23 protein-coding genes are annotated in these 24,595 nt (G+C 64.4%); 12 read left to right on the top strand and 11 right to left on the bottom strand.

Features of this window, described 5'->3' with window-relative positions; translation table 11 throughout:
• Positions 1-36: 36 nt before the first annotated feature.
• The 9 genes from nusA (at position 37) to EJ070_RS05115 (ending at position 11,767) form a co-directional block, all read left to right on the top strand.
• Positions 37-1,632, top strand: coding sequence for a transcription termination factor NusA (gene nusA / locus EJ070_RS05155; RefSeq protein WP_126090354.1), 1,596 nt, complete (start codon positions 37-39; stop codon positions 1,630-1,632).
• Positions 1,633-1,664: 32 nt separating this feature from the next.
• Positions 1,665-2,315, top strand: a complete 651-nt coding sequence (locus EJ070_RS05150) for an RNA-binding protein (protein ID WP_126095647.1) — start codon at positions 1,665-1,667, stop codon at positions 2,313-2,315.
• Positions 2,312-4,885, top strand: a complete 2,574-nt coding sequence (gene infB / locus EJ070_RS05145; protein ID WP_126090353.1) for a translation initiation factor IF-2 — start codon at positions 2,312-2,314, stop codon at positions 4,883-4,885. The genes EJ070_RS05150 and infB overlap by 4 nt, the downstream gene beginning before the upstream one ends.
• 125 nt (positions 4,886-5,010) lie before the next feature.
• Positions 5,011-5,424: a 30S ribosome-binding factor RbfA gene (gene rbfA, locus EJ070_RS05140; protein ID WP_126090352.1), complete on the top strand. Its 414-nt coding sequence runs from the start codon at positions 5,011-5,013 to the stop codon at positions 5,422-5,424.
• Complete coding sequence (truB, locus tag EJ070_RS05135; protein ID WP_126090351.1) at positions 5,425-6,384, top strand: tRNA pseudouridine(55) synthase TruB; 960 nt, start codon at positions 5,425-5,427, stop codon at positions 6,382-6,384.
• A gap of 218 nt (positions 6,385-6,602) precedes the next feature.
• Positions 6,603-7,697: a magnesium/cobalt transporter CorA gene (corA, locus tag EJ070_RS05130; protein WP_126090350.1), complete on the top strand. Its 1,095-nt coding sequence runs from the start codon at positions 6,603-6,605 to the stop codon at positions 7,695-7,697.
• Positions 7,698-7,846: 149 nt separating this feature from the next.
• Entirely contained in the window at positions 7,847-8,158 is a 312-nt protein-coding gene (gene rpsO, locus EJ070_RS05125) for a 30S ribosomal protein S15 (protein WP_277816125.1), read from the top strand.
• Positions 8,159-8,541: 383 nt separating this feature from the next.
• Complete coding sequence (pnp, locus tag EJ070_RS05120) at positions 8,542-10,689, top strand: polyribonucleotide nucleotidyltransferase (RefSeq protein WP_126090349.1); 2,148 nt, start codon at positions 8,542-8,544, stop codon at positions 10,687-10,689.
• 70 nt (positions 10,690-10,759) lie between these two features.
• Complete coding sequence (locus EJ070_RS05115) at positions 10,760-11,767, top strand: class I SAM-dependent methyltransferase (RefSeq protein ID WP_126090348.1); 1,008 nt, start codon at positions 10,760-10,762, stop codon at positions 11,765-11,767.
• Between the two features lie 55 nt (positions 11,768-11,822).
• On the opposite strand, the gene EJ070_RS05110 is transcribed toward EJ070_RS05115, so the two are convergent.
• The 4 genes from EJ070_RS05110 to fabA all read right to left on the bottom strand — a co-directional run bounded on the left by EJ070_RS05110 (position 11,823) and on the right by fabA (position 16,166).
• The gene (locus EJ070_RS05110; protein WP_126090347.1) at positions 11,823-13,376 is read right to left on the bottom strand and encodes a bifunctional diguanylate cyclase/phosphodiesterase; all 1,554 of its coding nucleotides are present in this window, start codon (positions 13,374-13,376) and stop codon (positions 11,823-11,825) included.
• Positions 13,377-13,478: 102 nt separating this feature from the next.
• Complete coding sequence (gene fabI, locus EJ070_RS05105) at positions 13,479-14,291, bottom strand: enoyl-ACP reductase FabI (protein WP_126090346.1); 813 nt, start codon at positions 14,289-14,291, stop codon at positions 13,479-13,481.
• A 12-nt stretch (positions 14,292-14,303) separates the two neighbouring features.
• The gene (gene fabB, locus EJ070_RS05100) at positions 14,304-15,524 is read right to left on the bottom strand and encodes a beta-ketoacyl-ACP synthase I (protein WP_126090345.1); all 1,221 of its coding nucleotides are present in this window, start codon (positions 15,522-15,524) and stop codon (positions 14,304-14,306) included.
• Positions 15,525-15,650: 126 nt separating this feature from the next.
• Complete coding sequence (gene fabA / locus EJ070_RS05095) at positions 15,651-16,166, bottom strand: 3-hydroxyacyl-[acyl-carrier-protein] dehydratase FabA (protein ID WP_027165888.1); 516 nt, start codon at positions 16,164-16,166, stop codon at positions 15,651-15,653.
• Between the two features lie 246 nt (positions 16,167-16,412).
• Between fabA and irrA the strand changes: the two genes are divergently transcribed.
• Together irrA and EJ070_RS05085 are read left to right on the top strand one after the other, a co-directional pair.
• On the top strand, positions 16,413-16,844 hold the full coding sequence (gene irrA, locus EJ070_RS05090; RefSeq protein WP_126090344.1) for an iron response transcriptional regulator IrrA: 432 nt from the start codon (positions 16,413-16,415) through the stop codon (positions 16,842-16,844).
• An 8-nt stretch (positions 16,845-16,852) separates the two neighbouring features.
• Positions 16,853-17,233, top strand: a complete 381-nt coding sequence (locus tag EJ070_RS05085; RefSeq protein WP_126090343.1) for a DUF4260 domain-containing protein — start codon at positions 16,853-16,855, stop codon at positions 17,231-17,233.
• Here the strand turns inward: EJ070_RS05085 and EJ070_RS05080 are convergent.
• A complete protein-coding gene (locus EJ070_RS05080; RefSeq protein ID WP_126090342.1) occupies positions 17,223-17,780 on the bottom strand; it encodes an SH3 domain-containing protein in 558 nt (185 codons plus the stop codon). The two genes, EJ070_RS05085 and EJ070_RS05080, sit on opposite strands and share 11 nt — an antisense overlap.
• Before the next feature lie 168 nt (positions 17,781-17,948).
• On the opposite strand from EJ070_RS05080, the gene EJ070_RS05075 reads away from it, so the two are divergent.
• Positions 17,949-18,950, top strand: a complete 1,002-nt coding sequence (locus EJ070_RS05075; RefSeq protein WP_126090341.1) for a D-glycerate dehydrogenase — start codon at positions 17,949-17,951, stop codon at positions 18,948-18,950.
• A gap of 3 nt (positions 18,951-18,953) precedes the next feature.
• Here EJ070_RS05075 and EJ070_RS05070 read toward each other — a convergent pair whose 3' ends face one another.
• The 6 genes from EJ070_RS05070 to dnaN form a co-directional block, all read right to left on the bottom strand.
• Entirely contained in the window at positions 18,954-19,367 is a 414-nt protein-coding gene (locus tag EJ070_RS05070) for a DUF126 domain-containing protein (RefSeq protein WP_126090340.1), read from the bottom strand.
• On the bottom strand, positions 19,364-20,617 hold the full coding sequence (locus tag EJ070_RS05065) for an aconitase X catalytic domain-containing protein (protein WP_126090339.1): 1,254 nt from the start codon (positions 20,615-20,617) through the stop codon (positions 19,364-19,366). Before EJ070_RS05065 ends, EJ070_RS05070 begins: the two co-directional genes overlap by 4 nt.
• Positions 20,614-21,102 carry a GNAT family N-acetyltransferase gene (locus EJ070_RS05060; protein WP_126090338.1) on the bottom strand — a complete coding sequence of 163 codons (489 nt, stop codon included), beginning with the start codon at positions 21,100-21,102 and terminating at the stop codon, positions 20,614-20,616. Before EJ070_RS05060 ends, EJ070_RS05065 begins: the two co-directional genes overlap by 4 nt.
• A 4-nt stretch (positions 21,103-21,106) precedes the next feature.
• On the bottom strand, positions 21,107-21,862 hold the full coding sequence (locus EJ070_RS05055; protein ID WP_126090337.1) for a molybdopterin-synthase adenylyltransferase MoeB: 756 nt from the start codon (positions 21,860-21,862) through the stop codon (positions 21,107-21,109).
• A gap of 274 nt (positions 21,863-22,136) precedes the next feature.
• A complete protein-coding gene (recF, locus tag EJ070_RS05050; protein WP_126090336.1) occupies positions 22,137-23,276 on the bottom strand; it encodes a DNA replication/repair protein RecF in 1,140 nt (379 codons plus the stop codon).
• Positions 23,277-23,343: 67 nt separating this feature from the next.
• On the bottom strand, positions 23,344-24,462 hold the full coding sequence (gene dnaN, locus EJ070_RS05045; RefSeq protein WP_126090335.1) for a DNA polymerase III subunit beta: 1,119 nt from the start codon (positions 24,460-24,462) through the stop codon (positions 23,344-23,346).
• Positions 24,463-24,595 lie beyond the last annotated feature (133 nt).

The raw sequence follows: 24,595 nt of genomic DNA, 5'->3' as shown, positions 1-24,595 counted from the left end.
GGGCCGCGTGTCCGGAGCGAAGTCGGGAGAAAGACAATGGTTGTAAGCGCCAACAGGCTCGAACTGCTGCAGATCGCCGATGCGGTCGCGCGTGAAAAGTCGATCGACAAGTCCATCGTCATCGCCGCCATGGCCGATGCGATCCAGAAGGCGGCGCGTTCGCGTTACGGTCAGGAAACCAACATCCGGGCCGACATCAATCCCAATACGGGCGAGATGAAACTGCAGCGGCTGATGGAAGTAGTCGAGAAGGTTGAGGACTACGCGACGCAGATCGCCCTCTCCACGGCGCGCGAGCGCAACCCCGACGCCCAGCTTGGCGATTTCATCGCCGAACAGCTGCCGCCCATGGATTTCGGCCGCATCGCCGCCCAGTCGGCCAAGCAGGTCATCGTCCAGAAGGTGCGCGAGGCCGAGCGCGATCGTCAGTATGACGAGTACAAGGACCGTATCGGCGAGATCGTCAACGGAACCGTCAAGCGCGTCGAATACGGCAACGTCATCGTCGACCTTGGCCGCGGCGAGGCGATCATCCGCCGCGACGAGCTGATCCCGCGCGAGAACTACAAGTACGGCGACCGCGTCCGCGCCTATGTCTACGACGTGCGCCGCGAGCAGCGCGGCCCGCAGATATTCCTGTCGCGCACGCATCCGCAGTTCATGGCCAAGCTCTTCACCATGGAAGTGCCGGAAATCTACGACGGCATCATCGAGATCAAGTCGGTGGCCCGCGATCCGGGCTCGCGCGCCAAGATCGCCGTCATCTCGCGCGATTCCTCGATCGATCCGGTCGGCGCCTGCGTCGGCATGCGCGGCAGCCGCGTCCAGGCGGTGGTCGGCGAGCTGCAGGGCGAGAAGATCGACATCATTCCGTGGTCGCCCTCGGCCGCCTCCTTCATCGTCAACGCGCTGCAGCCGGCGGAAGTCGCCAAGGTGGTGCTCGACGAGGATGCCGAGCGCATCGAGGTGGTGGTGCCTGACGACCAGCTGTCGTTGGCCATCGGCCGCCGCGGCCAGAATGTGCGCCTTGCCTCGCAGCTCACCGGCTGGGACATCGATATCCTGACCGAGCAGGAAGAGAGCGAGCGTCGCCAGAAGGAATTCGTCGAGCGTTCGGCGCTCTTCATGGAAGCCCTCGACGTCGACGAGATGGTCGGCCAGGTGCTTGCCTCCGAAGGCTTCACCAGCGTCGAGGAAGTCGCCTATGTCGATTCCGGCGAGATCTCCTCGATCGACGGCTTCGACGAGGATACCGCTTCGGAAATCCAGACGCGCGCCCGCGAATATCTCGAAAAGATCGAGGCCGAGCACGACGAGAAGCGCAAGGCGCTCGGCGTCAAGGACGAACTGCGCGAGATCCCCGGCATCACCACGGCCATGATGGTGACGCTCGGCGAGGACGGCGTGAAGACGATCGAGGACTTCGCCGGCTATGCCGCCGACGACCTGATCGGCTGGAAGGAGCGCAAAGACGGCGAGACCAAGGTGTATCCGGGCGTGCTTGCCGATCATGGCGTCTCGCGCGCCGAAGCCGAAGAGATGGTGCTGGCTGCCCGCAGGAAGGCCGGCTGGATTTCCGAGGAAGAACTGGCCGCTGAAGAAGCCGCGGCCGGCGAAACCGTCGGTGCGTGAGGTGATCACCAATCGCAGAGCCCGTGGACGAGATGAACGATCGCACCTGCATCGTCACGCGCAGGCAGGCCGAAGCGGATGAACTGATCCGTTTCGTCGTCGGCCCGGATTCTGCCGTCGTTCCGGACATCAAGAGAAATCTGCCCGGCCGCGGTTGCTGGGTCACCGCCGATCGCCTACATATCGACAAGGCAGCGGCGAAGAACCTGTTTGCGCGGGCCTTCAAGGCGCAGGTTGCCGTCCCCGCCGATCTCGGGGGCATGGTCGACGGACTGCTTTCCAGATCCGCTCTGGGTATGCTGGGTCTTGCTCGCAAGGCCGGAGCGGTCGTTCTTGGCGCCGCCAAGGTGGAGGCTGCCGTGCGCGACGGGCAGGCGCTCTTCGTGCTGCACGCTACCGAAGCCTCGGACGATGGCGTCCGCAAGATCAGTCAGGCGCGGCGGGCAACCGTCCATCTCGGCGGCCCGGCTATCCCTGCCTACAAACTTTTACCCGAAGCCGAGTTGAGCTTGGCATTGGGGGGTACAAATGTGATACATGCTGCCGTCCTCGCGCAGGACGCGGGTAAGGCGGTTCAGAAGCGCATGGTTGCGCTCGACCGGTATCGGGGCGGAACCCCGGACGATTTGGCAATGCTTGCGGCCGTTGCTGACGAAGATGATGCCGCAGAGGATATGGAATGAACGATACGAAATCGGGCGACGACAAGACGTTGAGCGTTACGCCGAAGAAGACCTTGACGCTGAAGCGCCCCGGCCTCGAGCAGGGCACCGTGCGCCAGAATTTCTCGCATGGCCGTACCAAGTCGGTCGTGGTCGAGACCAAGAAGCGCAAGTTCTCGCTGCACGGCGACAAGCCGGAGCCGGTGGCGCCGTCGGTCTTCACGCCGAAGCCCGCAGCCGCGGCACCTGCCCCTGCCGTGCAGGAAGCGCCGAAGGCGCCGCCCCCGCAGCCGGAACGCTCCGGCATGGTGCTGAACGAATTGTCGCGCGGCGAGATGGAAGCCCGTCGCAGGGCGCTCGAAGGCTCCAAGGCGCGTGAGGTCGAGGACCGCCAGCGCGCCCAGGAAGAGGCCAAGCGCCGCGCCGAGGAAGAAGAGCGCCGCAAGCGCGAGCGCGAGGAATCCGCGCGTCGTCAGGCCGAGGAAGAGGCTCGCCTCCAGGCCGAGGCCGAGTCGCGTCGCCGTGCCGAGGAAGAGGCCCGCCGCCGCGCGCCGGTGGCCGCGGATAGTGCCGCGGCCGATGAAGACGAGGAAGTCAAGCCGAGGCGTACCGGCGCTGGTGCTGGTGCCGGTGCGCCGGCCCGCCGTCTCGCCACGCCCGAAGTGGCGCGTCCGGCCAAACCCACCAAGGGTGAGGAAGACCGCCGCCGCGGCAAGCTGACGCTGAATTCCGCGCTTTCCGACGAGGACGCGCGCGGCCGTTCGCTGTCCTCGATGCGCCGCCGCCAGGAGAAGTTCAAACGCGCGTTGCACAACGAGCCGCGCGAGAAAGTCATGCGCGAAGTGATCCTGCCCGAAACCATCACCATCCAGGAACTGGCGCAGCGCATGTCCGAGCGCGCCGTGGACGTGGTCAAGTTCTTCATGAAGCAGGGCCAGATCCTGAAGCCGGGCGACGTCATCGACGCCGACACGGCCGAACTGGTCGCTTCGGAATTCGGCCACACGGTCCGTCGCGTTGCCGAGTCCGACATCGAGGAAGGCCTGTTCAACATCGCCGACCGTCCGGAAGACCTGGTGTCGCGTCCGCCTGTCGTGACGATCATGGGCCATGTCGACCACGGCAAGACCTCGCTGCTCGACGCCATCCGCAATGCCAATGTCGTCTCCGGCGAGGCTGGCGGCATCACCCAGCATATCGGCGCCTACCAGGTCGAGAAGAACGGTCAGAAGATCACCTTCATCGACACGCCCGGCCACGCCGCCTTCACGGCCATGCGCGCCCGCGGCGCCCAGGTCACCGACATTGCCGTGCTGGTGGTTGCGGCCGACGACAGCGTGATGCCGCAGACGATCGAATCGATCAGCCACGCCAAGGCGGCCGGCGTGCCGATCATCGTGGCGATCAACAAGATCGACAAGCGCGACGCCGACCCGCAGAAGGTGCGCGCGGAACTCCTGCGCCATGAAGTGTTCGTCGAATCGATGGGCGGCGAGGTGCTGGACGTCGAAGTGTCGGCGATCAAGGGCACCAACATCGACAAGCTGCTCGAGGCGATCCTGCTGCAGGCCGAGATTCTCGACCTCAAGGCCAACCCCGACCGTACCGCCGAAGGCGCGGTCATCGAGGCCAAGCTCGACAAGGGCCGTGGTCCCGTCGCTACCGTTCTGGTGCAGACCGGCACGCTGATGCCGGGCGACATCATTGTCGCCGGCAACGAGTGGGGCCGTGTCCGCGCGTTGGTCAACGATCGCGGCGAGCACGTGCCGGAAGCGCCGCCGGCAATGCCGGTCGAGGTGCTCGGCCTCCAGGGCACGCCGCAGGCGGGCGACCGCTTCGCCGTCGTCAACAACGAGGCGCGCGCGCGTGAAATCACCGAGTACCGCCAGCGCCTGGCGCGCGAAAAGGCGGTGGCCAAGCATGCCGGCCAGCGCGGCTCGCTCGAGCAGATGATGTCGCAGTTGCAGACGAGCGGGCTCAAGGAATTCCCGCTGGTCATCAAGGGCGACGTGCAGGGTTCGATCGAGGCGATCAATGCCGCGCTCGAAAAGCTCGGCAACGACGAGGTGCGGGCGCGCATCGTGCACGCCGGCGCTGGCGGCATCACCGAAAGCGACGTCTCGCTCGCCGAGACTTCGGGTGCGGCGATCATCGGCTTCAATGTCCGCGCCAATGCTCAGGCGCGTGCCGCAGCGGCCGCCGCGGGCATCGAGATCCGCTACTACTCGATCATCTACAACCTCGTCGATGACGTGAAGGCGGCGCTTTCCGGCATGCTCTCGCCGGAGCGGCGCGAGACCTTCATCGGCAATGCCGAGATCCTCGAGATCTTCGACATCTCGAAGATCGGCAAGATCGCCGGCTGCCGCGTCACCGAAGGCAAGGTCGAGCGTGGCGCGGGTGTCCGCCTGATCCGCGACAATGTCGTCGTCCATGAAGGCACGCTGAAGACGCTCAAGCGCTTCAAGGACGAGGTTTCGGAAGTGCCGGTCGGCCAGGAATGCGGCATGGCCTTCCAGAACTACGAGGACATGCGCGTCGGCGACGTCATCGAGTGCTTCCGCATCGAGATGGTGACCCGGACGCTCTAAATTCGGATATATTTGTCGAGATGACCGGCGGCGGCCGAAAGGCTGCCGCCCAAAGCCTTATATTTCATAGTTGAGACATGTGGCGCGGTCCCATCCCGCGCTTCACGATTTCAGGACTGAAGAAAATGCCCCGTTCTACAACATCAGGCCCTTCCCAGCGCATGCTGCGCGTCGGCGAGCAGGTGCGCCATGCGCTGTCCGAAACCCTGCAGCGCGGCGAGATCATCGATCCGGTGGTCGAGAACGCCGTCGTCTCGGTCTCCGAGGTGCGCATGTCTCCGGACCTCAAGATCGCCACCGCTTTCGTCTCGCCGCTTGGCGCCGGCGACGCCGGTGCCGTTGTCGAGGCGCTCAACAGGCACGCGAAATTCATCCGCGGCCGCGTCTCCGGCGCGCTCAGGCAGATGAAGTACATGCCGGAAGTCCGCTTCCGGCTTGATACGTCATTCGACAATTTCGCCAGGATCAACGAATTGCTGAAGTCGCCCGAAGTCGCGCGCGATCTCGACGACCAGAATAAAGACAAGGACGAGGAATAGGTGGCGCGTCGCGGCAAGAAGAAGGGGCGGCCGGTTTCCGGCTGGGTGGTGCTGGACAAGCCGGTCGGCATGGGCTCGACCGAGGCGGTCTCCAAGATCAAATGGCTGTTCCAGGCGGAGAAGGCCGGCCATGCCGGCACGCTCGACCCGCTGGCCTCCGGCATGCTGCCGATCGCGCTCGGCGAGGCGACCAAGACCGTGCCCTATGTGCAGGATGGCGCCAAGGTCTACCGCTTTGCCGTCGCCTGGGGCGAGGAGCGCTCGACCGACGATCTCGAAGGCCCGGTGACGAACACCTCCGACCGGCGGCCGGCCGAGGCCGAGGTGAGGGCGCTGCTGCCGAAATACACCGGCGTCATCATGCAGACGCCGCCGCAATTTTCGGCGATCAAGATCGCCGGCGAACGCGCTTACGACCTCGCCCGCGACGGCGAGACGGTCGACATTCCTGCCCGCGAGATCGAGATCGGACGGCTCGATCTCCTCGAGCACAATGGCGACCGCAGCGTCTTCGAGGTCGAATGCGGCAAGGGCACCTATGTGCGCTCGCTGGCGCGCGATATGGGCCGCGATTTGGGCTGCTTCGGCCACGTTGCCGAACTCCGGCGCGTCGAGGTCGAGCCGTTCACGGCCGAGGATTTCGTCACCGTGGCCGAGCTCGAAGCGGCGCGCTTCGGCGGCAAGACGGATGAAGGCGCGGAAGAGACCGAGGCTCCGATCGACTTCAGCGCTGTCGACGCGCTGCTGGTCGACACCGCGGCGGCCCTCGATTGCCTGCCGCAGGTCGCGGTCAGCGACGACGCCGCGACCAAGATTCGCCTCGGCAATCCCGTCATCATTCGCGGCCGTGATGCGCCGGTCGAGGCCGAGGAGGCCTGCGCCACCGCGCGCGGCAAGCTGGTGGCCATCGGCGCCATCGAGCAGGGCATGTTCAAGCCCAAACGGGTCTTTGCCGGGTGATGGCGCTCGGTTAAGCAATTCCAGGAAAAGTGTATCGCGGTTTTCCGTTCGGAATTGCGTAAAACGTTAAAGCAATTCCAGGAAAAGTGTATCGCGGTTTTCCGTTCGGAGTTGCGTAAAACGTTAAAGCAATTCCAGGAAAAGTGCGTAGCGGTTTTTCAACCGGAATTGCTAAGAAGCAAAGACCAATTCAGTTGGACTTTGCGCCCGAGGAACTCATGGCAAAGGTTGATACCGTCAGGAAGCGGGCGCCGCTGAAAACCCACCGGCCGCCGGTCGGCGCTTCCCCCGGCACGCTGATCGCCGATCCGGCGGCGCGGCGCAGCGAGCTTCGGCTGACGTTGATCTCGCCCGAAAAATTCAAGACCATCGACAATGCCAGCATCGACGAGCTCAATACCCATTGCGACCGGTGGCCAGTCGTCTGGCTGGACTGCACGGGGCTTGCCAACATCCCGCTGATCGAGGAGATCGGCCGGATCTTCAACCTGCACCCGCTGGCGCTGGAGGATGTCGTCAACACCGGCCAGCGGCCGAAGGTGGATTTCTTCGAGGATCATGCCTTCGTCGCGTTGCGCATGATCGACGATGTCACCGCCCATCGCTACGAGCAGATAGCGGTGTTCTTCGGCAGGAATTTCGTCGTCACCTTCCAGGAGCGCGAGGGCGATCCGTTCGACCCGGTGCGCAAGCGTATCGTGGCGTCCATGCCCAACCGGTTGCGCTCGCGCGGCGCCGACTATCTGGCCTATGCGCTGATCGATGCCATCGTCGACAGCTATTTCCCGCCGATCGAAGCGGCGAGCGAAACGGTCGACGGCATCGAGGACCAGATGCTGAACACGCCGCACAAGCATCAGATGCGGCAGTTGCACGAGTTGCGGCGCGACGCCAACGTGCTGAAAGGCGTGTTGTGGCCGATGCGCGATGCCCTGGCGACATTGATCCGCAACGACGTGCCCTTTGTGACGGCCGAGACCAAGATATTCTTCAACGACACGCTCGATCATTCGCTGCGGCTGATCGAGCTGGTCGAGAACCAGCGCGACATGCTGACCGGCCTGATCGAGATGCATCTGTCGCTGACCCAGGCGCGCACCAATGACGTCATTTCCTATCTGACGATCGTCTCGGTGATCTTCATGCCGCTCACCTTCCTCGTCGGCGTCTGGGGCATGAATTTCGAACCGGAAAGCTCGCCCTGGAACATGCCGGAGCTGAAGGCCTATTACGGCTACCCTGCAGCACTTCTGTTCATGCTCGCCGTCGCAATTGGGCTTGTCGCCTTCTTCAAGTGGAAGAAGTGGCTGTAGTCCAGGGCAAACCTTTGTTTTGGCGGCAGGACCTGCGACAAGCCGGCTTGACAATTGGGCTGGTGTTTTGCCGGGAATTGCACTATATGCGCCGCAGCTTCGCGCCCTGACGCGTTGCTTGCACCGGCCCCTGCTGGACGACATCCCGGCTGAGGGCGTCCCGTTTCCTCGAACAGATAAGGAAAAACACGATGTCGATTACTGCCGATCGCAAGAAGGAATTGATGACCGAATTCGCAACTGCCAAGGGCGATACCGGATCCCCGGAAGTCCAGGTTGCCATCCTTTCCGAGCGCATCAAGAACCTGACGGAGCACTTCAAGGACCACAAGAAGGATAACCATTCCCGCCGTGGCCTGCTTGCTCTCGTCTCCCAGCGCCGCAGCCTGCTTGACTACCTCAAGCGCAAGGACGACGCGCGCTATCAGACGCTGATCGACAAGCTCGGTCTCCGTCGCTGACGAATTGACCGGCGGGCTCTCTGCGGAGGGCCCGCCGGTCGCGCATTGGCATCGGATGATCCGGTGTGCCGATGCTGGGAATGGAGCGCAATGCGCTCTCGAAATTTGCATTCGCGCACGGCGCGTTCCGAAAACCAAGGGTTTTCGGCGTCATGCGCAAGGCCGGCCGACCGGTCGGCCAGACCCGGTTCCGAAAGTGCAGAGGGCCATTCGGAACCGCCCATGGACGGTCATGGGGCAGGATTGCAGGATGCTCGCTCGGCTGTGAGCCGGATTTATCGAGCTTCCCGTTGTCTTGCCCGTGGCTGCCCGAAGGAAGCCAGGAAAGGGATATCCGCGACCGTTGAGACGGCGCGACCCTTTCCGCATATGAAGGACAAGATATGTTCAATCATCACAAAGTGGAAATCGAGTGGGGCGGCCGTCCGCTCATCCTGGAGACGGGCAAGATCGCACGCCAGGCTGACGGCGCGGTGCTTGCTACCTACGGCGAGACCGTGGTCCTCGCCACCGTCGTTTCGATGAAGGAGCCGAAGCCCGGCCTGGATTTCTTTCCGCTCACCGTCAACTACCAGGAAAAGACCTATGCCGCCGGCAAGATCCCGGGCGGCTATTTCAAGCGCGAGGGCCGTCCGAGCGAGAAGGAAACGCTGGTTTCCCGCCTGATCGACCGCCCGATCCGCCCGCTTTTCGCCGACGGCTACAAGAACGACACCCAGATCGTCGTCACCGTCGTCCAGCACGATCTTGAAAACGATCCGGACATCCTGTCGATCGTCGCCACCTCGGCGGCTCTGACGCTGTCGGGCGTGCCCTTCATGGGTCCGATCGGCGGCGCCCGCGTCGGCTACATCAACGGCGAATATGTGCTCAACCCGCATATCGACGAAATGCAGGAATCCAAGCTCGACCTCGTCGTCGCCGGCACCGCCGACGCCGTGCTGATGGTCGAATCCGAGGCCAAGGAGCTCAGCGAGGACCTGATGCTCGGCGCCGTCGTGTTCGGCCACAAGAGCTTCCAGCCGGTGATCGAGGCGATCATCAAGCTGGCCGAGGTCGCCGCCAAGGACCCGCGCGACTTCACCGCGCCCGACTATTCCGCGCTCGAAGGCGAGATGCTGAAGATCGTCGGCGACGAGCTGCGCGAGGCCTACAAGATCACCGACAAGCAGTCGCGCTACGCCGCCGTCGACGCCGTCAAGGCGAAGGTCAAGGCAGCGTTCGCACCGGCTGAGGGCGAGGAGGCCAAGTACTCTTCCGAGCAGATCGGCACGGTGTTCAAGGAGCTCCAGGCCAAGGTGGTGCGCTGGAACATCCTCGATACCGGGTCGCGCATCGACGGCCGCGATCTCAAGACCGTCCGCAAGATCGTCTCCGAGGTCGGCGTTCTGCCGCGCACCCATGGTTCGGCGCTGTTCACCCGTGGCGAGACCCAGGCGCTGGTTGTCGCCACGCTCGGCACCGGCGAGGACGAGCAGTTCGTCGATTCGCTGACCGGCATGTACAAGGAGAAGTTCCTTCTCCACTACAATTTCCCGCCCTATTCGGTCGGTGAAACCGGCCGCATGGGCTCGCCGGGCCGCCGCGAGATCGGTCACGGCAAGCTGGCCTGGCGCGCGATCCGCCCGATGCTGCCCTCCGCCGACCAGTTCCCCTACACGCTGCGCGTCGTCTCGGAGATCACCGAGTCCAACGGCTCGTCCTCGATGGCGACCGTCTGCGGCACCTCGCTGGCGCTGATGGATGCCGGCGTGCCGATCGCCAAGCCGGTGGCCGGCATCGCCATGGGCCTGATCAAGGAAGGCGAGCGTTTCGCGGTGCTCTCCGACATCCTCGGTGACGAGGACCACCTCGGCGACATGGACTTCAAGGTCGCCGGCACCGCCAACGGCGTCACCTCGCTGCAGATGGACATCAAGATCGACGGCATCACCGAGGAGATCATGAAGATCGCGCTCGGCCAGGCCAAGGACGGCCGTCTGCACATCCTCGGCGAGATGGCGCATGCGATCTCCGGCGCCCGCGCCGAGCTCGGCGAGTTCGCGCCGCGCATCGAGGTCATGCACATCCCGACCGACAAGATCCGCGACGTCATCGGCTCCGGCGGCAAGGTGATCCGCGAGATCGTCGAGAAGACCGGCGCCAAGATCAACATCGAGGACGACGGCATGGTCAAGATCGCTTCGGCCAACGCCAAGGAGATCGAGGCGGCGAAGAAGTGGATCCACACCATCGTCGCCGAACCGGAAGTCGGCGAGATCTACGAAGGCACGGTCGTCAAGACCGCCGACTTCGGCGCCTTCGTCAACTTCTTCGGCCCGCGCGACGGCCTCGTCCACATCTCGCAGCTCGCCAACGAGCGCGTCGCCAAGACCTCCGACGTCGTCAAGGAAGGCGACAAGGTTTGGGTCAAGCTGATGGGCTTCGACGAACGCGGCAAGGTTCGCCTGTCGATGAAGGTCGTCGACCAGGCCACCGGCAAGGAAATCGTGCGCGAGAAGAAGCCGGAAGGCGAGGAAGACGCCGCCTGATCGGCTTGACCGGTTAATCGAAACGGGCGCGCCGCAAGGTCGCGCCCGTTTTGTTTAAAGAGTTATGTGAATGGCCGCGGAGCCGCTGAAAACGCTGTTTTATCCGTTCGAGGCCGAGGCCCTCCCTCTGCCGCGAAAAGGCGCCCGCGTTCTGTTTCTCGGCGCCGAACCAGGCTTTCGTTTGCCTGACGGGTTCGATGCGGCGCTGCATCTCGTGCAAGGCTTTCGACCGCATTTTCGCACCCTGCAGGCGGCCGGCTGCACGGTCACGCCGCGGGCGGAAGGCTCCGGCTTCGATGCCGCCCTGGTTCTCGCCGGGCGCCATCGCGGCCAGAACGAGCTGCGCATCGCCGAAGCTCTTGAGCGTGTCGCGCCAGGCGGGCTGATCGTCGTTGCCGGCGGCAAGGACGATGGCATCGACAGCCTGCGCAAACGCATCAATATTTTGGTGGCGCTCGAAGGTCATCTGCCAAAGCATCACGGTGTCGCCTTCTGGTTCCGCCAGGCCGGAAAGGAGGCGGCCGAGGCGCTTCGGGCCGCCAATCCCGATCTGATCGTGGAAGAGCGCTTTCGAACCGCGCCCGGCATGTTTTCGTTCGATCGCGTCGACGCCGGTTCGAAGCTCCTGGCGGAACGCCTGCCTGACGGTTTGACGGGCAATCTCGCCGATTTCTGCGCCGGCTGGGGCTATCTGGCGGCGGAAGTCGCGGAACGCTCGCCGGGCCTTTCCGGCCTCGACCTCTACGAAGCAGATTTCGAAGCGCTGGAAGCAGCCAGGCTCAATGTCCGCAATGCCGTCGAGCCGCGTTTCTTCTGGGCCGATCTGCTCACCGAAACCGTTGAGCGGCGCTATGACGCCATCGTCATGAACCCGCCCTTTCACAGTGGCCGGGCGGCCGAGCCCGGTATCGGCGCCGGCATGATCCATGCTGCATCTAGGGCGCTGAAGTCGGGCGGGCGTCTGCTCATGGTCGCCAACCGGCAATTGCCCTATGAACAGGTGCTGGCGGCCGCCTTTTCCAGCCATGCCGAGATTGCCCGCGACGGCATGTTCAAGGTGTTTTCGGCGCGACGGTAAAAGCAGCGCAGCGGTTTTCCGTCCGCAACTGAATATCGACGATCTGAACCGGGGATTATTGCAGGCTGACGAGGCGTGCGGGCTCGCGAGTGCCGTAGGCGGCGCGCGCCTGTCCAAGTTCGATCTTGAGCGGCGCCGGCCGGCCGAACAGATAGCCCTGCACCACCTCGCAGCCCGCTGCCCTCAGCAGCGTCGCCTGGTTCTCGGTTTCGACGCCTTCGGCAATGATACCGACGCCCAATGCCCGCGACAGACCGACGATTGTCGAGACCACCGCGCCGGAGCTGGCGTCGGTGTCGATGCGACTGACGAAGGAACGATCGATCTTCAGCTTCCCGAACGAGAAATCGATCAGGTAGCTCAGGTTCGAATAGCCGGTGCCGAAATCGTCGACGGCGACCGAGATGCCCATGTCGGCGAGCTGCTGCAGGATGACGGCCGCACGGTCGCGATCCTGCATCATCGCCGTCTCGGTGACTTCGAGCTCCAGCCGCGACGGCTTGATGCCGGTCGATGCCATCGTTTCGCGCACGATACCGACGAAGTCCTTGGTCATGAACTGGACCGGCGAGATGTTGACGGCGACGAAGCAATCTTCCGGCAGATACTGGGCGTCGCTGCAGGCCTTGCGCAACACCCATTCGCCGATCGGATTGATCATGCCGGTTTCCTCGGCGATCGGGATGAACTCCATCGGCGGGATCATGCCGCGTTCCGGGTGCTTCCAGCGGATCAGCGCTTCGTAGCCGACGACGCGGCCGCTCGGCAGGTCGAATTGCGGCTGGTAATGGAGATTGAAGTCGCCGCGGTCGAAGGCGGTTTTCAGCTCGGATTCGATCCATTGCCGATAGTCCGCCACCCGCCCCATATCGGCATGGAAGACCGACCAGTTGCCGATGCCGCTTGCGCGCGCATTCTGCAGCGCCAGGTTCGAGCGACGGAGGATGAGCACCGGATCGACGCCGTCCTTCGGCATTGCCACGATGCCCATGGACATGCTGACGGACTGCAGGTGCGTCTGGAGCTGGTAGGGCTCCGTCATCTGGTTGATGAGCTTGTCGAGGGATCGCTCAAGCGATCCCCGGATCTCGCGGTCAGGCAGCAGCACGGCGAATTCGCCGGCGCCGATGCGCCCGATCACCGCGCCCTCGGGCATGTTGTCCCTCAATCTCTTGGTGAAGGCTCGGATCAGTTCATCGCCAAGGCTGTAACCGATGGCATCGTTGATCTGCTTGAAGCGGTCGATGTCGATATCGATCAGGTAGACCGGCTCGCCGGTTCGGATCGTGTCCGACGCGGCCGCGGCGATCCTGCCGACCATGGCCGGGCGCGACAGCAGGCCGGTCAGCTTGTCGAAATGCGTTTCCTTGAAGACATAATCGGCCGATTCATCGATGCCCGCGAAGAAGGAGAGCGCGGCACCGCCGGCGGAAAGGGCGCAGAGCGCGGCGATGACGCCCGCCATCGTCTCCGCCGGCATGCCGGCCAGACCATCGCCGAATCCGAACCGCAGCCCCCAGAGTCCGAGGATAAAACTGCCCATGCCCGAGCTGGCCACGGTGATCAGCCGGAACAGCGGCGTCCGCCTCGGATTGCTGACTGCGGTCATGCAAGGCCCCCAGATTGCAGGACCTTCTAGCGGATATCTCCTTAAAATGAGTTTCCGCCAATGCGCGCAATTTTACTGGAAAGGACTGTTTTCAATAGCGAACTATTCGCGGCCGCCATCGGTCTGCTTCAGTTCCTCGAGCGCCGGCATGGAGACGATGTGGTAGCCGGAATCGACATAGTGGATCTCGCCTGTAACCCCCGAGGACAGATCTGAGAGCAGGTACAGCGCCGACCCGCCGACCTCGTCGATGGTCACTGTGCGCCGCAGCGGCGAATTGCGTTGCTGATAGGAGAACATGTGGCGGGCGTCGGAAACGCCGGAGCCGGCGAGCGTCCGCACCGGCCCCGCCGAGATGCCGTTCACCCGGATGCCGCGTGGGCCGTAGTCATTGGCGAGATAGCGCACGCTTGCCTCGAGCCCGGCCTTGGCGACGCCCATCACATTGTAGTTCGGCATGACCCGAACCGACCCGGCATAGGTCAGCGTGATCATCGAGCCGCCGTTCGTCATCAGCGCGGCGGCATTGCGTGCAACCTCGGTGAAGGAATAGCAGGAGATCACCATGGTGCGCACGAAGTTGTCGCGGCTGGTGTCGGCGTAGAGGCCCTTGAGCTCGTTCTTATCGGAAAAGCCGATGGCATGGACGACGAAATCCAGCCCGCCCCAGGCCTCGCCGAGCGTCTCGAAGGTCGCGGTGACCGAGGCGCTGTCCTCGACGTCGCAAGGCACGACGAGCGAAGCGCCGAGCCTCTCGGCAAGCGGCTTGACCCGCCGTCCGAATGCGTCGCCCTGGTAGGTGAAGGCAAGCTCCGCCCCGTGCTCGGACAGTTTTTTGGCGATGCCCCAGGCGATCGAATGATCGTTGGCGACCCCCATGACAAGCCCGCGCTTGCCCTTCATCAGCCCGTCCATAAAAGGCAATCCTTATGCGGAATAGCGCTGGAAAATCAGCGTTGCGTTGGTGCCACCGAAACCGAAGGAATTGGACAAAACGGTGTCGATCCTGGCGTTGTCGATGCGCTTGCGCACGATCGGCATGCCCTCGAACTCCGGATCGAGCTCCTCGATATGGGCGCTCTCGCCAATGAAGCCGCCCTGCATCATCAGGATCGAATAGATCGATTCCTGGACGCCGGCAGCACCCAGCGAATGGCCGGTGAGGGACTTGGTCGAGGTGATGAACGGCATCTTGTCGCCGAATACTTCGCGGATGGCGCCCATTTCCTTGGAATCGCCGACCGGCGTCGAGGTGCCGTGCGTGTTGATGTAGTCGACCGGAGAAGACACCGTGGCAAGCGCCTGCCGCATGCAGCGCACAGCGCCTTCTCCCGAAGGAGCAACCATGTCGTAGCCGTCGGAGGTCGCGCCGTAGCCAACGATCTCGGCATAGATCTTGGCGCCGCGCGCCTTGGCGTGCTCCAGCTCCTCCAGCACCAGAACGCCCGCGCCGCCGGCGATGACGAAGCCGTCGCGGTTGACGTCATACGCACGGGAAGCAGTCGATGCTTTGTCATTGAATTTCGACGACATGGCGCCCATGGCGTCGAACAGGTCCGACATCGTCCAGTCGAGATCCTCGTGGCCGCCGGCGAACATCATGTCCTGCTTGCCCCACTGGATCAGCTCATAGGCATTGCCGATGCAGTGCGCCGAGGTCGAGCAGGCCGACGAGATCGAATAGTTGACGCCGTGGATCTTGAACCAGGTGGCCAAAGTGGCCGAAGCGGTCGACGACATCGCCTTCGGCACCGCGAATGGACCGATGCGCTTCGGGCTGCCGTTCTTGAGTGTCGTTTCGGCGGCCTCGACGATGGTCCTGGTCGACGGTCCGCCGGAGCCCATGACGATGCCTGTGCGGTCATTGGTGATGTCGCTTTCGCCGAGCCCGGCGTCCGCGATGGCCTGATCCATGGCGACATGGTTCCAGGCCGCACCTTGGCTCAGGAAACGCATGGCGCGGCGGTCGATCATCGGCGACGGGTCGAGTGTCGGCGCACCCCATACCTGGCATCGGAAGCCGTGCTCAGCGAAGGAATTGGAAAAGCTGATGCCGGACTTGGCATCGTAAAGCGAGGCCTGCACCTCATTGGCGTTGTTGCCGATCGACGACACAATGCCGAGGCCTGTCACTACGACCCGTCTCATTCACAACTCCTTCCGGCGCACTTGGCGAAAACCTAGTCGGTTTTCGCCTTCGATCATACGCAAAATAAACTGCCGCGGCGGCTTCGCGCATCCGCCGGACACGCGAGGCCTCGTGGCGAAAAGCGATCAGGCGGCCGACTGCTTGGACAGGCCGACCTTCAGATCCGTTGCCGCGTATATGGGTTCGCCATCCGCCTTGAGCCAGCCATCGGCGATGCCGAGCACGAGGCGGCCGCGCATCACGCGCTTGAAGTCGACGCCGTATTCGACCTTCTTGACCGACGGCGTCACCATGCCTTTGAACTTCACTTCGCCGGTCGACAGCGCCATGCCCTTGCCCGGCTCGCCGAGCCAGCCGAGATAGAAGCCGGTCAATTGCCACATGGCGTCGAGGCCCAGGCAGCCCGGCATGATCGGATTGCCGATGAAATGGCAGGCGAAAAACCAAAGATCCGGCTTGATGTCGAATTCGGCGCGGATGAAACCCTTGTCGAAGGCGCCGCCGGTCTCGCTGATCTCGGTGATGCGGTCGAACATCAGCATCGGCGGGTAGGGCAGCTGGGCGTTTCCCGGTCCGAACAGCTCGCCGCGGGCGCAGGCAAGCAGTTCTTCGTAATCGTAACTGGACTTTTGACCCGCCATTGACTCCGTCCCCGTTTTCGTTCCGGGCGGCAGGGCGCCCTCGGTCGTTGGTTTCCTAACACACTCTGTTTGTGGCCGGAAACCGGCGTTTGCGCTTAACCCGTGCGCCTGCCTGGGTCAATGCGCGCTATTGATCGCATTTGGACGACAGAATATATGTCGGGAGGTGTCCAGTTTTTGGCGATGACGTCTTTTTGCCATTCTGGACCTGTCTATGGGGCTGGGCCACGGGCTTCGACGGGATAGATGGATTCGGACTGCCGGAAGGAAAATGTCGCTGTGGACAAGCGGGTTCGCGAAGCCGGCCTGAGGCCGACGCGTCAGCGTATCGCGCTGGCCGATCTGCTTTTCGCCAAGGGCGACCGTCATCTCTCGGCCGAGGAACTGCATGAAGAGGCGATCGCCGCCGGCGTGCCGGTTTCGCTAGCGACCGTCTACAATGCGCTGCACCAGTTCACCGAGGCCGGGCTGCTGCGCATCCTCGCCGTCGAAGGGTCCAAGACCTATTTCGACACCAACACGTCCGATCACCATCATTTCTATGTCGAGGGCGAGAACCGGATCTTCGACATCGCCAGCGGTCCGGTGAGCGTCTCCAACCTGCCGGAGCCTCCGGAAGGCATGGAGATAGCCAATGTCGACATCGTCGTGAGGCTGCGCCCCAAGCGCCGCGATTGATCCGCGCGATGCGGTCCCTCGATCTGACGATCCGGCTGGAATGGGTCGCCGCCGCCGCGGCCGCAATCGTCTTCTACAAAATGACCGGTGTCTCGTGGTGGCTGTTTGCGCTGCTCATCCTGGTGCCGGACCTGTCGATGCTGGGCTATCTCGCCGGGCCGCAGATCGGTGCGATTGCCTATAATGCCCTGCACATCCTGATTGCCCCGCTCGTCCTTGCGCTCGCCGGCGTCCTGTTTGGCGGTCCGGTCACGACGGCGGTGGCGCTCGTCTGGATCGTGCATATCGCCATCGACCGCGCCCTTGGCTACGGTTTGAAGCTATCCACCGGTTTTCAGGATACGCATCTCGGCCGCATCGGGCGCGACCGGGGCAAGCTCAGTTCTTGACCTTCTCGCCCGGATAGGCGCCCCAGACCTGCGACTGGGCGATCCAGCCAGTATGGCCGTCGAAGGTCATCTCGCACCACTGACCGTCGCACTTCTTGATCGAGCCCATGACGCCCGGCTCGAGGATGGCGACGACGCCGGCATCCTTGTCGGGGTCATCGAGCAGATTGATTCGGCCGCCCTTGCTGCGCTGCCACGGAGCGACGATCGCCGTGCGACGGCCCGAAAGCAGTGACTGGTTGATCCAGCCCTCGGAGCCGTCCGCGTCCCGCACACGACGCCAGGTGTCGAATTCCTGGATGATTTCCATCGGCAGCCCGGCCTTCATGTACATCCAGTCGACCGAATAATTGGCGCCTGGGCCGACGCGCGAGTTGACGCGGCCCGATTTCAGGCTGACGAAACGCGGCAGTGGCAAGCCGCTCGGCCCCAAGGTCACTGTCTGTGCCGGCGTGGCCGCGCCCTGCGCGGACGCCTGCGGAGCACAAAGCAAAGCGCCGAGGACGGCTGCGCTGAAAGCCAGGCGAAGCGACGCGAAACCAGACACCTTGTTCCTTTCGGCGCCGTTCCGTAGGGATGAGCGCCCCTTTTTCTTTGTCTTCGGCGGCACCGCTTGTTACAGGAGTGGGCTGATGCCGCGATCGGCTACAAGTTTCGCCGGTCTTGGTTAAAGAGGTCTCAACGAGATCGGTTTCGAGGAAGCTTCGGGGATAAAATGGCAGGCAAAAAACGGCCCCTCGTCGTCATCACGCGCAAGCTGCCCGATCCGGTCGAAACCCGCATGCGCGAGCTGTTCGACGCGCGGCTCAATGTCGAGGACCGGCCGATGACCCAGCCGGAGCTGGTCGCGGCGGTCAAGGAAGCCGACGTGCTGGTCCCGACCATCACCGACCACATCGATGCCGCGCTGATCGCCCAGGCCGGCGAGAACCTGAAGCTGATCGCCAATTTCGGCAACGGCGTCGACAAGATCGATGTCGCGGCGGCTGCCAAGAAAGGCATCACCGTCACCAACACGCCGAATGTGCTCACCGAAGACACCGCCGACATGACCATGGCGCTGATGCTGGCAGTGCCGCGGCGGCTGGCCGAAGGCGCCAATGTGCTCACCGGCGAGAAGAAATGGGCCGGCTGGTCGCCGACCTGGATGCTCGGCCGTCGCATCTGGGGCAAGCGGCTCGGCATCGTCGGCATGGGCCGCATCGGCACGGCGGTCGCCAGGCGCGCCAAGGCGTTCGGCCTGTCGATCCACTACCACAACCGCCATCGCGTGCTGCCGGCGGTCGAGGACGAATTGGAAGCGACCTACTGGGAAAGCCTCGATCAGATGCTCGCCCGCATGGACATCATCTCGGTCAACTGCCCGTCGACGCCGGCGACCTTCCATCTGCTGTCCGCCCGGCGCCTGGCGCTGATGCAGCCGACCGCCTACATCGTCAACACCGCGCGCGGCGACATCATCGACGAGGAATCGCTGGTCAAGCTGATCCAGGACGGCAAGATCGCCGGCGCCGGCCTCGACGTCTACGAGCATGAGCCGGCGCTGAACAGCAAGCTGTTGCGGCTCGCCCACAAGGGCAAGGTCGTTCTCCTGCCGCATATGGGCTCGGCCACGCTCGAGGGCCGCATCGACATGGGCGAGAAGGTGATCATCAACATTCGCGCCTTTTTCGACGGCCACCGTCCGCCGGATCGCGTTCTGCCGCTCAGGACCTGAAATTCAGGCGGCGACGATGAGGGCGCCGTCTCCGGCGACTTTGACGATGCTGCCGCGATAGGCGTCGAACGCGCCGTGCCCAAGCCGCACCGCCATGGGCGTTTCCCAGCCCATCTCCCGGGCGACGATCAGTCCGAGCAAAAGGATGGCGTCTGGCTCATGCAGCACCAGCGCCGCCGGCGCGCGGCCGTTGTGGACCAGCTCCATCAGCACCGCCGAAGCCGACGACGAGCCGATGGTGCCCGGCAGGAACAGCACGCGGCCGGAAACCGTCTCGCCATGCTGCGGGTGGCGGACATCGGCGATGCAGCCGGTCTTCGGGTCGACGCCGCCCCAGAAGCTGATCGGCGCCGTCAGCACCAGGGCTTCGCCTTCGCCGGCCTTGCCCGGCACCAGGATTTCGGTGGCGGCGCTCATGCGGCGATATCCGTGAAGCGCGGCTTGCCGACGATCGCGCTTTCGACGCAGTCGGCGAGCGAGGCATAGAGCACCGCATAGCCGGTGTTGCCGGGGGCGTAATGCGCGAACTTCCCCGAATTGGTCATCAGCACGCCGTTGCTGAGCTCCGGCATGATCGGCGTCACCACCACGCAGGTGTCGGCGACGATGACGACTCCGCTTGTTTCGAGCCGCTGCCGCCGGCCGTCCTGCTCCAGCGAGGCAAGCACGTGACGGCCGGTGCAGGCGTAGATCGGCACGGCGAGCCGCCTTTCGGCGATCAGCCGCTCCAGCATGTCGAACTCGGCATGCGACAGATGCGGGCTGCCGATCGCGACCGCGTCGATGGCTTTTGGCGCAGCCGCCGTCGACAGGCCGTCGCGCGCCTTCGCCACCATCTGCGGCGTGACGCGGATCGTCGCCTCCGGTTCCGGCCCGGCCAGAACGGTTTCCAAATCCGGAGCCTCGGGCGTGACCCCGGCAATGTGGAACAGGCCGACGGCGCCGGATGATGCCGCGGCAGCGCCGAACGCCTTCAGCGCATCTTCGCCGGGATGATTGGTTACGCCGGTGACGACGGCTATGGCATTGCCCACTTCACGGCCATAGAGGCTGCCCAGCACCGGCCAGGCGATCTCGGAAGCGAGAAAGGTCGCCGAGAGGCCAGAGACGTCGAATACCAGCCTTGCCCGCCTGTTCTCCGGGCGATGCAGGCCATAGTCCGGCGCCCGGCCGGTGATGGCACAGGCAATGTCGAGGAAGTCGCCATAGCGGTTCGTGCGGGCGCCCAGCACGGAGTTGCAGAACACCACGGCATTGGACTCACCCCAGGCGACGTCGCTGCCAAGCATTGGCCTGTGCCCGGCCTGATAGGGCGCGCAGGTCCAGCTCTGCTCGCAGCCGAGCCTGCGATAGGCCTCCATCATCCGCCGCGCCATGCCGCGCTGCGGCTCTTCCAGCCGGATACGCGAGCAGCCCATCAGGTCGAGCGCCCCGACATTGAGCGTCGAGCGCACCGCGACCCTGGCGCCGCCTTCGACCAGCCGCTCGGCGAACAGCGTGCCGGAATCGCCGTGATAGAGCGCGCCGTCTATATGCGCCGAGGCGATCGGGATCAGCCGCGGCGCCCCCAGCAGCCGCGCGCTCTCGGCGACGATGCGCATCGCCATGGCGGCGCCGTCCTTGCCGGCGACAATTGCCTGTTCTTCAGGGCTGAGCGCGAGGCTCAAGACAGCACCTTGCGCATGGTAATCGAAGTCGGCCGGTCATAGCCCTCATGCGCCGTGCGCCCGGTCTCGCGAAAGCCGAGCCGGGCGAAGGCCGCATGATTCTCAGTCAGTTCGATGCGCGTCTGCAGCTCGATGGTCTGCTTGCCGCGCCGGCGGGCAAGATCCTCGACAGCCTGCATCAGCCGCCCGCCTATCCCCCGCCCCTGCAGGCCGGGCTCGACGGCAAGCTTGCCGACATAGAAATCCTTCTCCCTCTCCAGCGCGAAGATGCAGCCGACGATCCGGCCGTTTTCCACGGCCAGGAAACCCGTCTCCTGCTCCGCCTTGCGCCTGAGGCTTTCCGGCGTCAGCCGATGCGCCGAGGATGGCGGGTCGATGACGCCGTCCATATAGGCGAAGGCGCGCCGGATCAGCGCCAGCAATTCGTCCCACTCCGCGAAGTCTGGCGGAAGCTTGGCGACAAGGGGAGCGGCCAACTGGTCCATGGGCTCAGACCGCCTTGTAGCGGACGGTGTCGAAGCGGGCGGTGAGCCCGTCATAAAGCAGCAGCCGGCCGACCAGCGGCTCGCCGATGCCGGCAATCAGCTTGATCGCTTCCATCGCCTCCAGCGTGCCGACGACGCCGGTCAGCGCGCCGACGATGCCGGCAACGGCGCAGGACGGCACCAGCCCTTCGGGCGGGGCTTCCGGGAAAAGGTCGCGGTAACCTGGATTGCGCTTGCCGTCGGCGCCGGTCTCGTACGGTTTCAGCACCGTCACCGAGCCGTCGAAGCGGCCGACGGCGGCGGTGACCAGAGGCTTGCTTTCCAGCGCGCACGCATCGGCCAGCGCATAGCGTGTCTCGAAATTGTCGGAACCGTCGACGACGACATCGTAGCGGGCGACGAGGGCAGGGGCGTTTTCCGCCGTCAGCCTGAGGCGATGCAACTCGACTTTGACGTTGGGATTGATGCGCATGATCGCTTCCCTTGCACTGTCGGTCTTCGCCATGCCGATCGTGTCGCTGCCATGGATCACCTGCCGCTGCAGGTTGGACAGTGAGACATCGTCGTCATCGACGATGCCGAGCGTGCCGACGCCGGCCGCGGCAAGATATTCAAGCACAGGCGCCCCCAGCCCGCCGGCGCCGATCACCAGCACCCGCGCCCGCTTCAGCTTCTGCTGGCCGGGGCCGCCGATTTCCGGCAGCACGATGTGGCGGGCATAGCGTTCGAGCTCTTCGTCGGTCAGGGCGGCATCGGTCATGGCTGGACCTTATAGCTGGTGCAAAGCCTTGTCATGTACGGGCAAGGCGAAGCCTTGTCCCGCAGGGCATGTACGGGCAAGGCGAAGCCTTGTCCCGCAGGGCAGGTACGGGCAAGGCGAAGCCTTGTCCCGCAGGGCAGGTACGGGCAAGGCGAAGCCTTGTCCCGCAGGGCAGGTACGGGCAAGGCGAAGCCTTGTCCCGCAGAGCAAGTACGGGCAAGGCGAAGCCTTGTCCCGAAGGCAAGCGCTGACGCCCACTGGGTTCCTCAAAAGGTTAGCCGGTCGGCCCGACACTGCCGTGGTCGACCGTCAGGAACTGCGCGCGTCCGGCGAGGCTGGAAAACAGCGCGGCGTCGGTGCCGGTCATGAAGGCCTGGCAGTTCAGCTCCTCGAGGATGGAGAACAAGGCGGCACGCCGTCCGCTGTCGAGATGCGCGGCGATCTCGTCGAGCAAAAGGACGGGCGTCAGACCTGACATCTCGCCGGTCAGCCTCGCATGCGACAGCACGATGCCGACCAAAAGCGCCTTCTGCTCGCCGGTCGAGCACAATTCGGCCGGCATCGACTTCGGCCGGTGACGCACCACGAGGTCCGAGCGATGCGGACCGTCGAGCGTGCGACCGGCGGCGCGGTCGCGCTCGCGGCCATTGGCGAGCATCGCGCGGAAACGCTCCTCGACATCGACCGCCGGCGCGACGGCGATCCCACCCTCCAATTCGCCGGACAGGCTGATGTCGGCTTGCGGAAACGGGCCGCTGCCGGGCAGCCTGTCGATCATGGCGGCAAGCAGCCGCACCAGTTCCGCCCGTGCCGCGGCGATCGCCACCCCGGTTTCGGCCATCTGTGTCTCGATCGCGTCGAACCAGGCGCTGTCGCGCGATCCTTCGGTAAGCAGGCGGTTACGGTCGCGCATCGCCTTTTCGTAGTCGAGGGCCCGCTGGCCATGGTTTGGATCGATCGCGAGCACAAGACGGTCGAGGAAGCGGCGGCGGTCGGCGGCCGGCCCTGGAAACAGCCCGTCCATCGCCGGCGTCAGCCAGACGACCCGCAGCCACTCCAGCATATCGTCAGCCGACTTCGCCGGCGCGCCGTTGATGCGAACGCGTCTGCCGCCTTCTCCGGTGGCATCTGCACCGGAAACGCCGGTGCCGATTTCGACCTGGCCTTCCGGCCCCTCGATCCGGGCATGCAGGGCAAAGCCGCCATCGCCGCCTTCGCGCGCCACGTCGGCATAGGGCGCGCGGCGCAGCCCGCGTCCGGGCGTCAGCAGCGAGATGGCTTCGAGCAGATTGGTCTTGCCGGCGCCATTGTCGCCGGACAGCACCACGGCGCCAGGGTCGAGCTCGAGCGAAAGTCCCGCATAGTTGCGGAAGTTTGTAAGTGTTAGCTTACTTATATGGGTCTGTTCCGGCAACCGCTGTCCGCCCGTGCAAGCCGCCGCAATCATCATTCCATCGCCAGCCGGCGCGAAACCCGATGCGCTACACCCGCATCGGCATCAGCACATAGAGCGCGGTCTCGTCGGCCATGTCGTGGATCAGCGTCGGCGACCCGGCATCCGCCAGCATGAACTTCGCCTCCGAACCGGTGAGTTGGGCGGCGACGTCGAGCAGATATTTGGCGTTGAAGCCGATCTCGATCGGATCGGACGAATAGTCGGCCGCCAGCTCCTCGGTGGCGCTGCCCGAATCCGGATTGTTGACGGCGAGCGTGAGCTGGCCGTCGTTGATCGACATTTTCACTGCCCGGCCGCGCTCCGACGAAATGGTCGAGACGCGGTCGACGGCGGCGGCGAAGCTCTGGCGGTCGATGATCAGCTTCTTGTCGTTGCCGGTCGGGATGACGCGCTGATAGTCGGGGAAGGTGCCGTCGATCAGCTTCGAAGTCAGGATGACGCTGCCGATGGTGAAGCGGATCTTGGTGTCCGACAGCTCCGTCGTCACCGCCACATCCGGGTCGTCGACCAGCTTCTGCAGCTCGCTCACCGTCTTGCGCGGGATGATGATGCCGGGCATGCCTTCGGAGCCTGCCGGCGCGTCGATTTCGGCGCGCGCCAGGCGGTGCCCGTCGGTCGCGACCGAGCGCAGCTTCAGCTTGCCGCCCACCTCATGCGTGTGCAGGAAGATGCCGTTGAGATAGTAGCGCGTCTCTTCGGTCGAGATGGCGAACTGGGTCTTCTCGATCAGGCCTTTGAGCGCCGCCGAGTCGAGCCGGAAGATGTGCGAGAAGGAGCCGGCCGAAAGTTCCGGGAAATCGGACTGCGGCAGGCACTGCAGGCGGAAGCTGGAGCGGCCTGACGTGACCGTCATCGCATTGCCGTCCTCGTCGGTCTTCAGCATGACCTCGGCGCCGTCGGCGAGCTTGCGCACGATGTCGTAGAGCAGATGCGCCGGGACCGTCGTCGCGCCGCCGCGCTCGACCTTGGCGGGCGTGGCTTCCGTCACCTCGAGGTCGAGGTCGGTCGCTTTCATCTCGAGGCTCGCGCCTTCTGCGCTGAGCAGCACATTCGACAGGATCGGTATGGTGTTGCGCCGCTCCACCACGCGATGAACGTGGTTGAGGGACTTCAGGAGATTGGACCGTTCCAGGATAACACGCATGACGAAACAGGCTCGCTTCAATGAATGGGCGGGGCACCAAGGGGTGGCATCCCGCGACAGCTCCGAAAAGCTCAGAATCTGTGTAAGCTGACAGTAAAAAGCCTGCAAACGCAAGCCCGCGACACCGGTTCCG

This window comes from Mesorhizobium sp. M1E.F.Ca.ET.045.02.1.1 (genome assembly GCF_003952485.1).
GTDB lineage: Bacteria > Pseudomonadota > Alphaproteobacteria > Rhizobiales > Rhizobiaceae > Mesorhizobium.
Note: the sequence above shows the minus strand (reverse complement) of the source record. Positions and strands in the feature narration are given on the sequence as shown.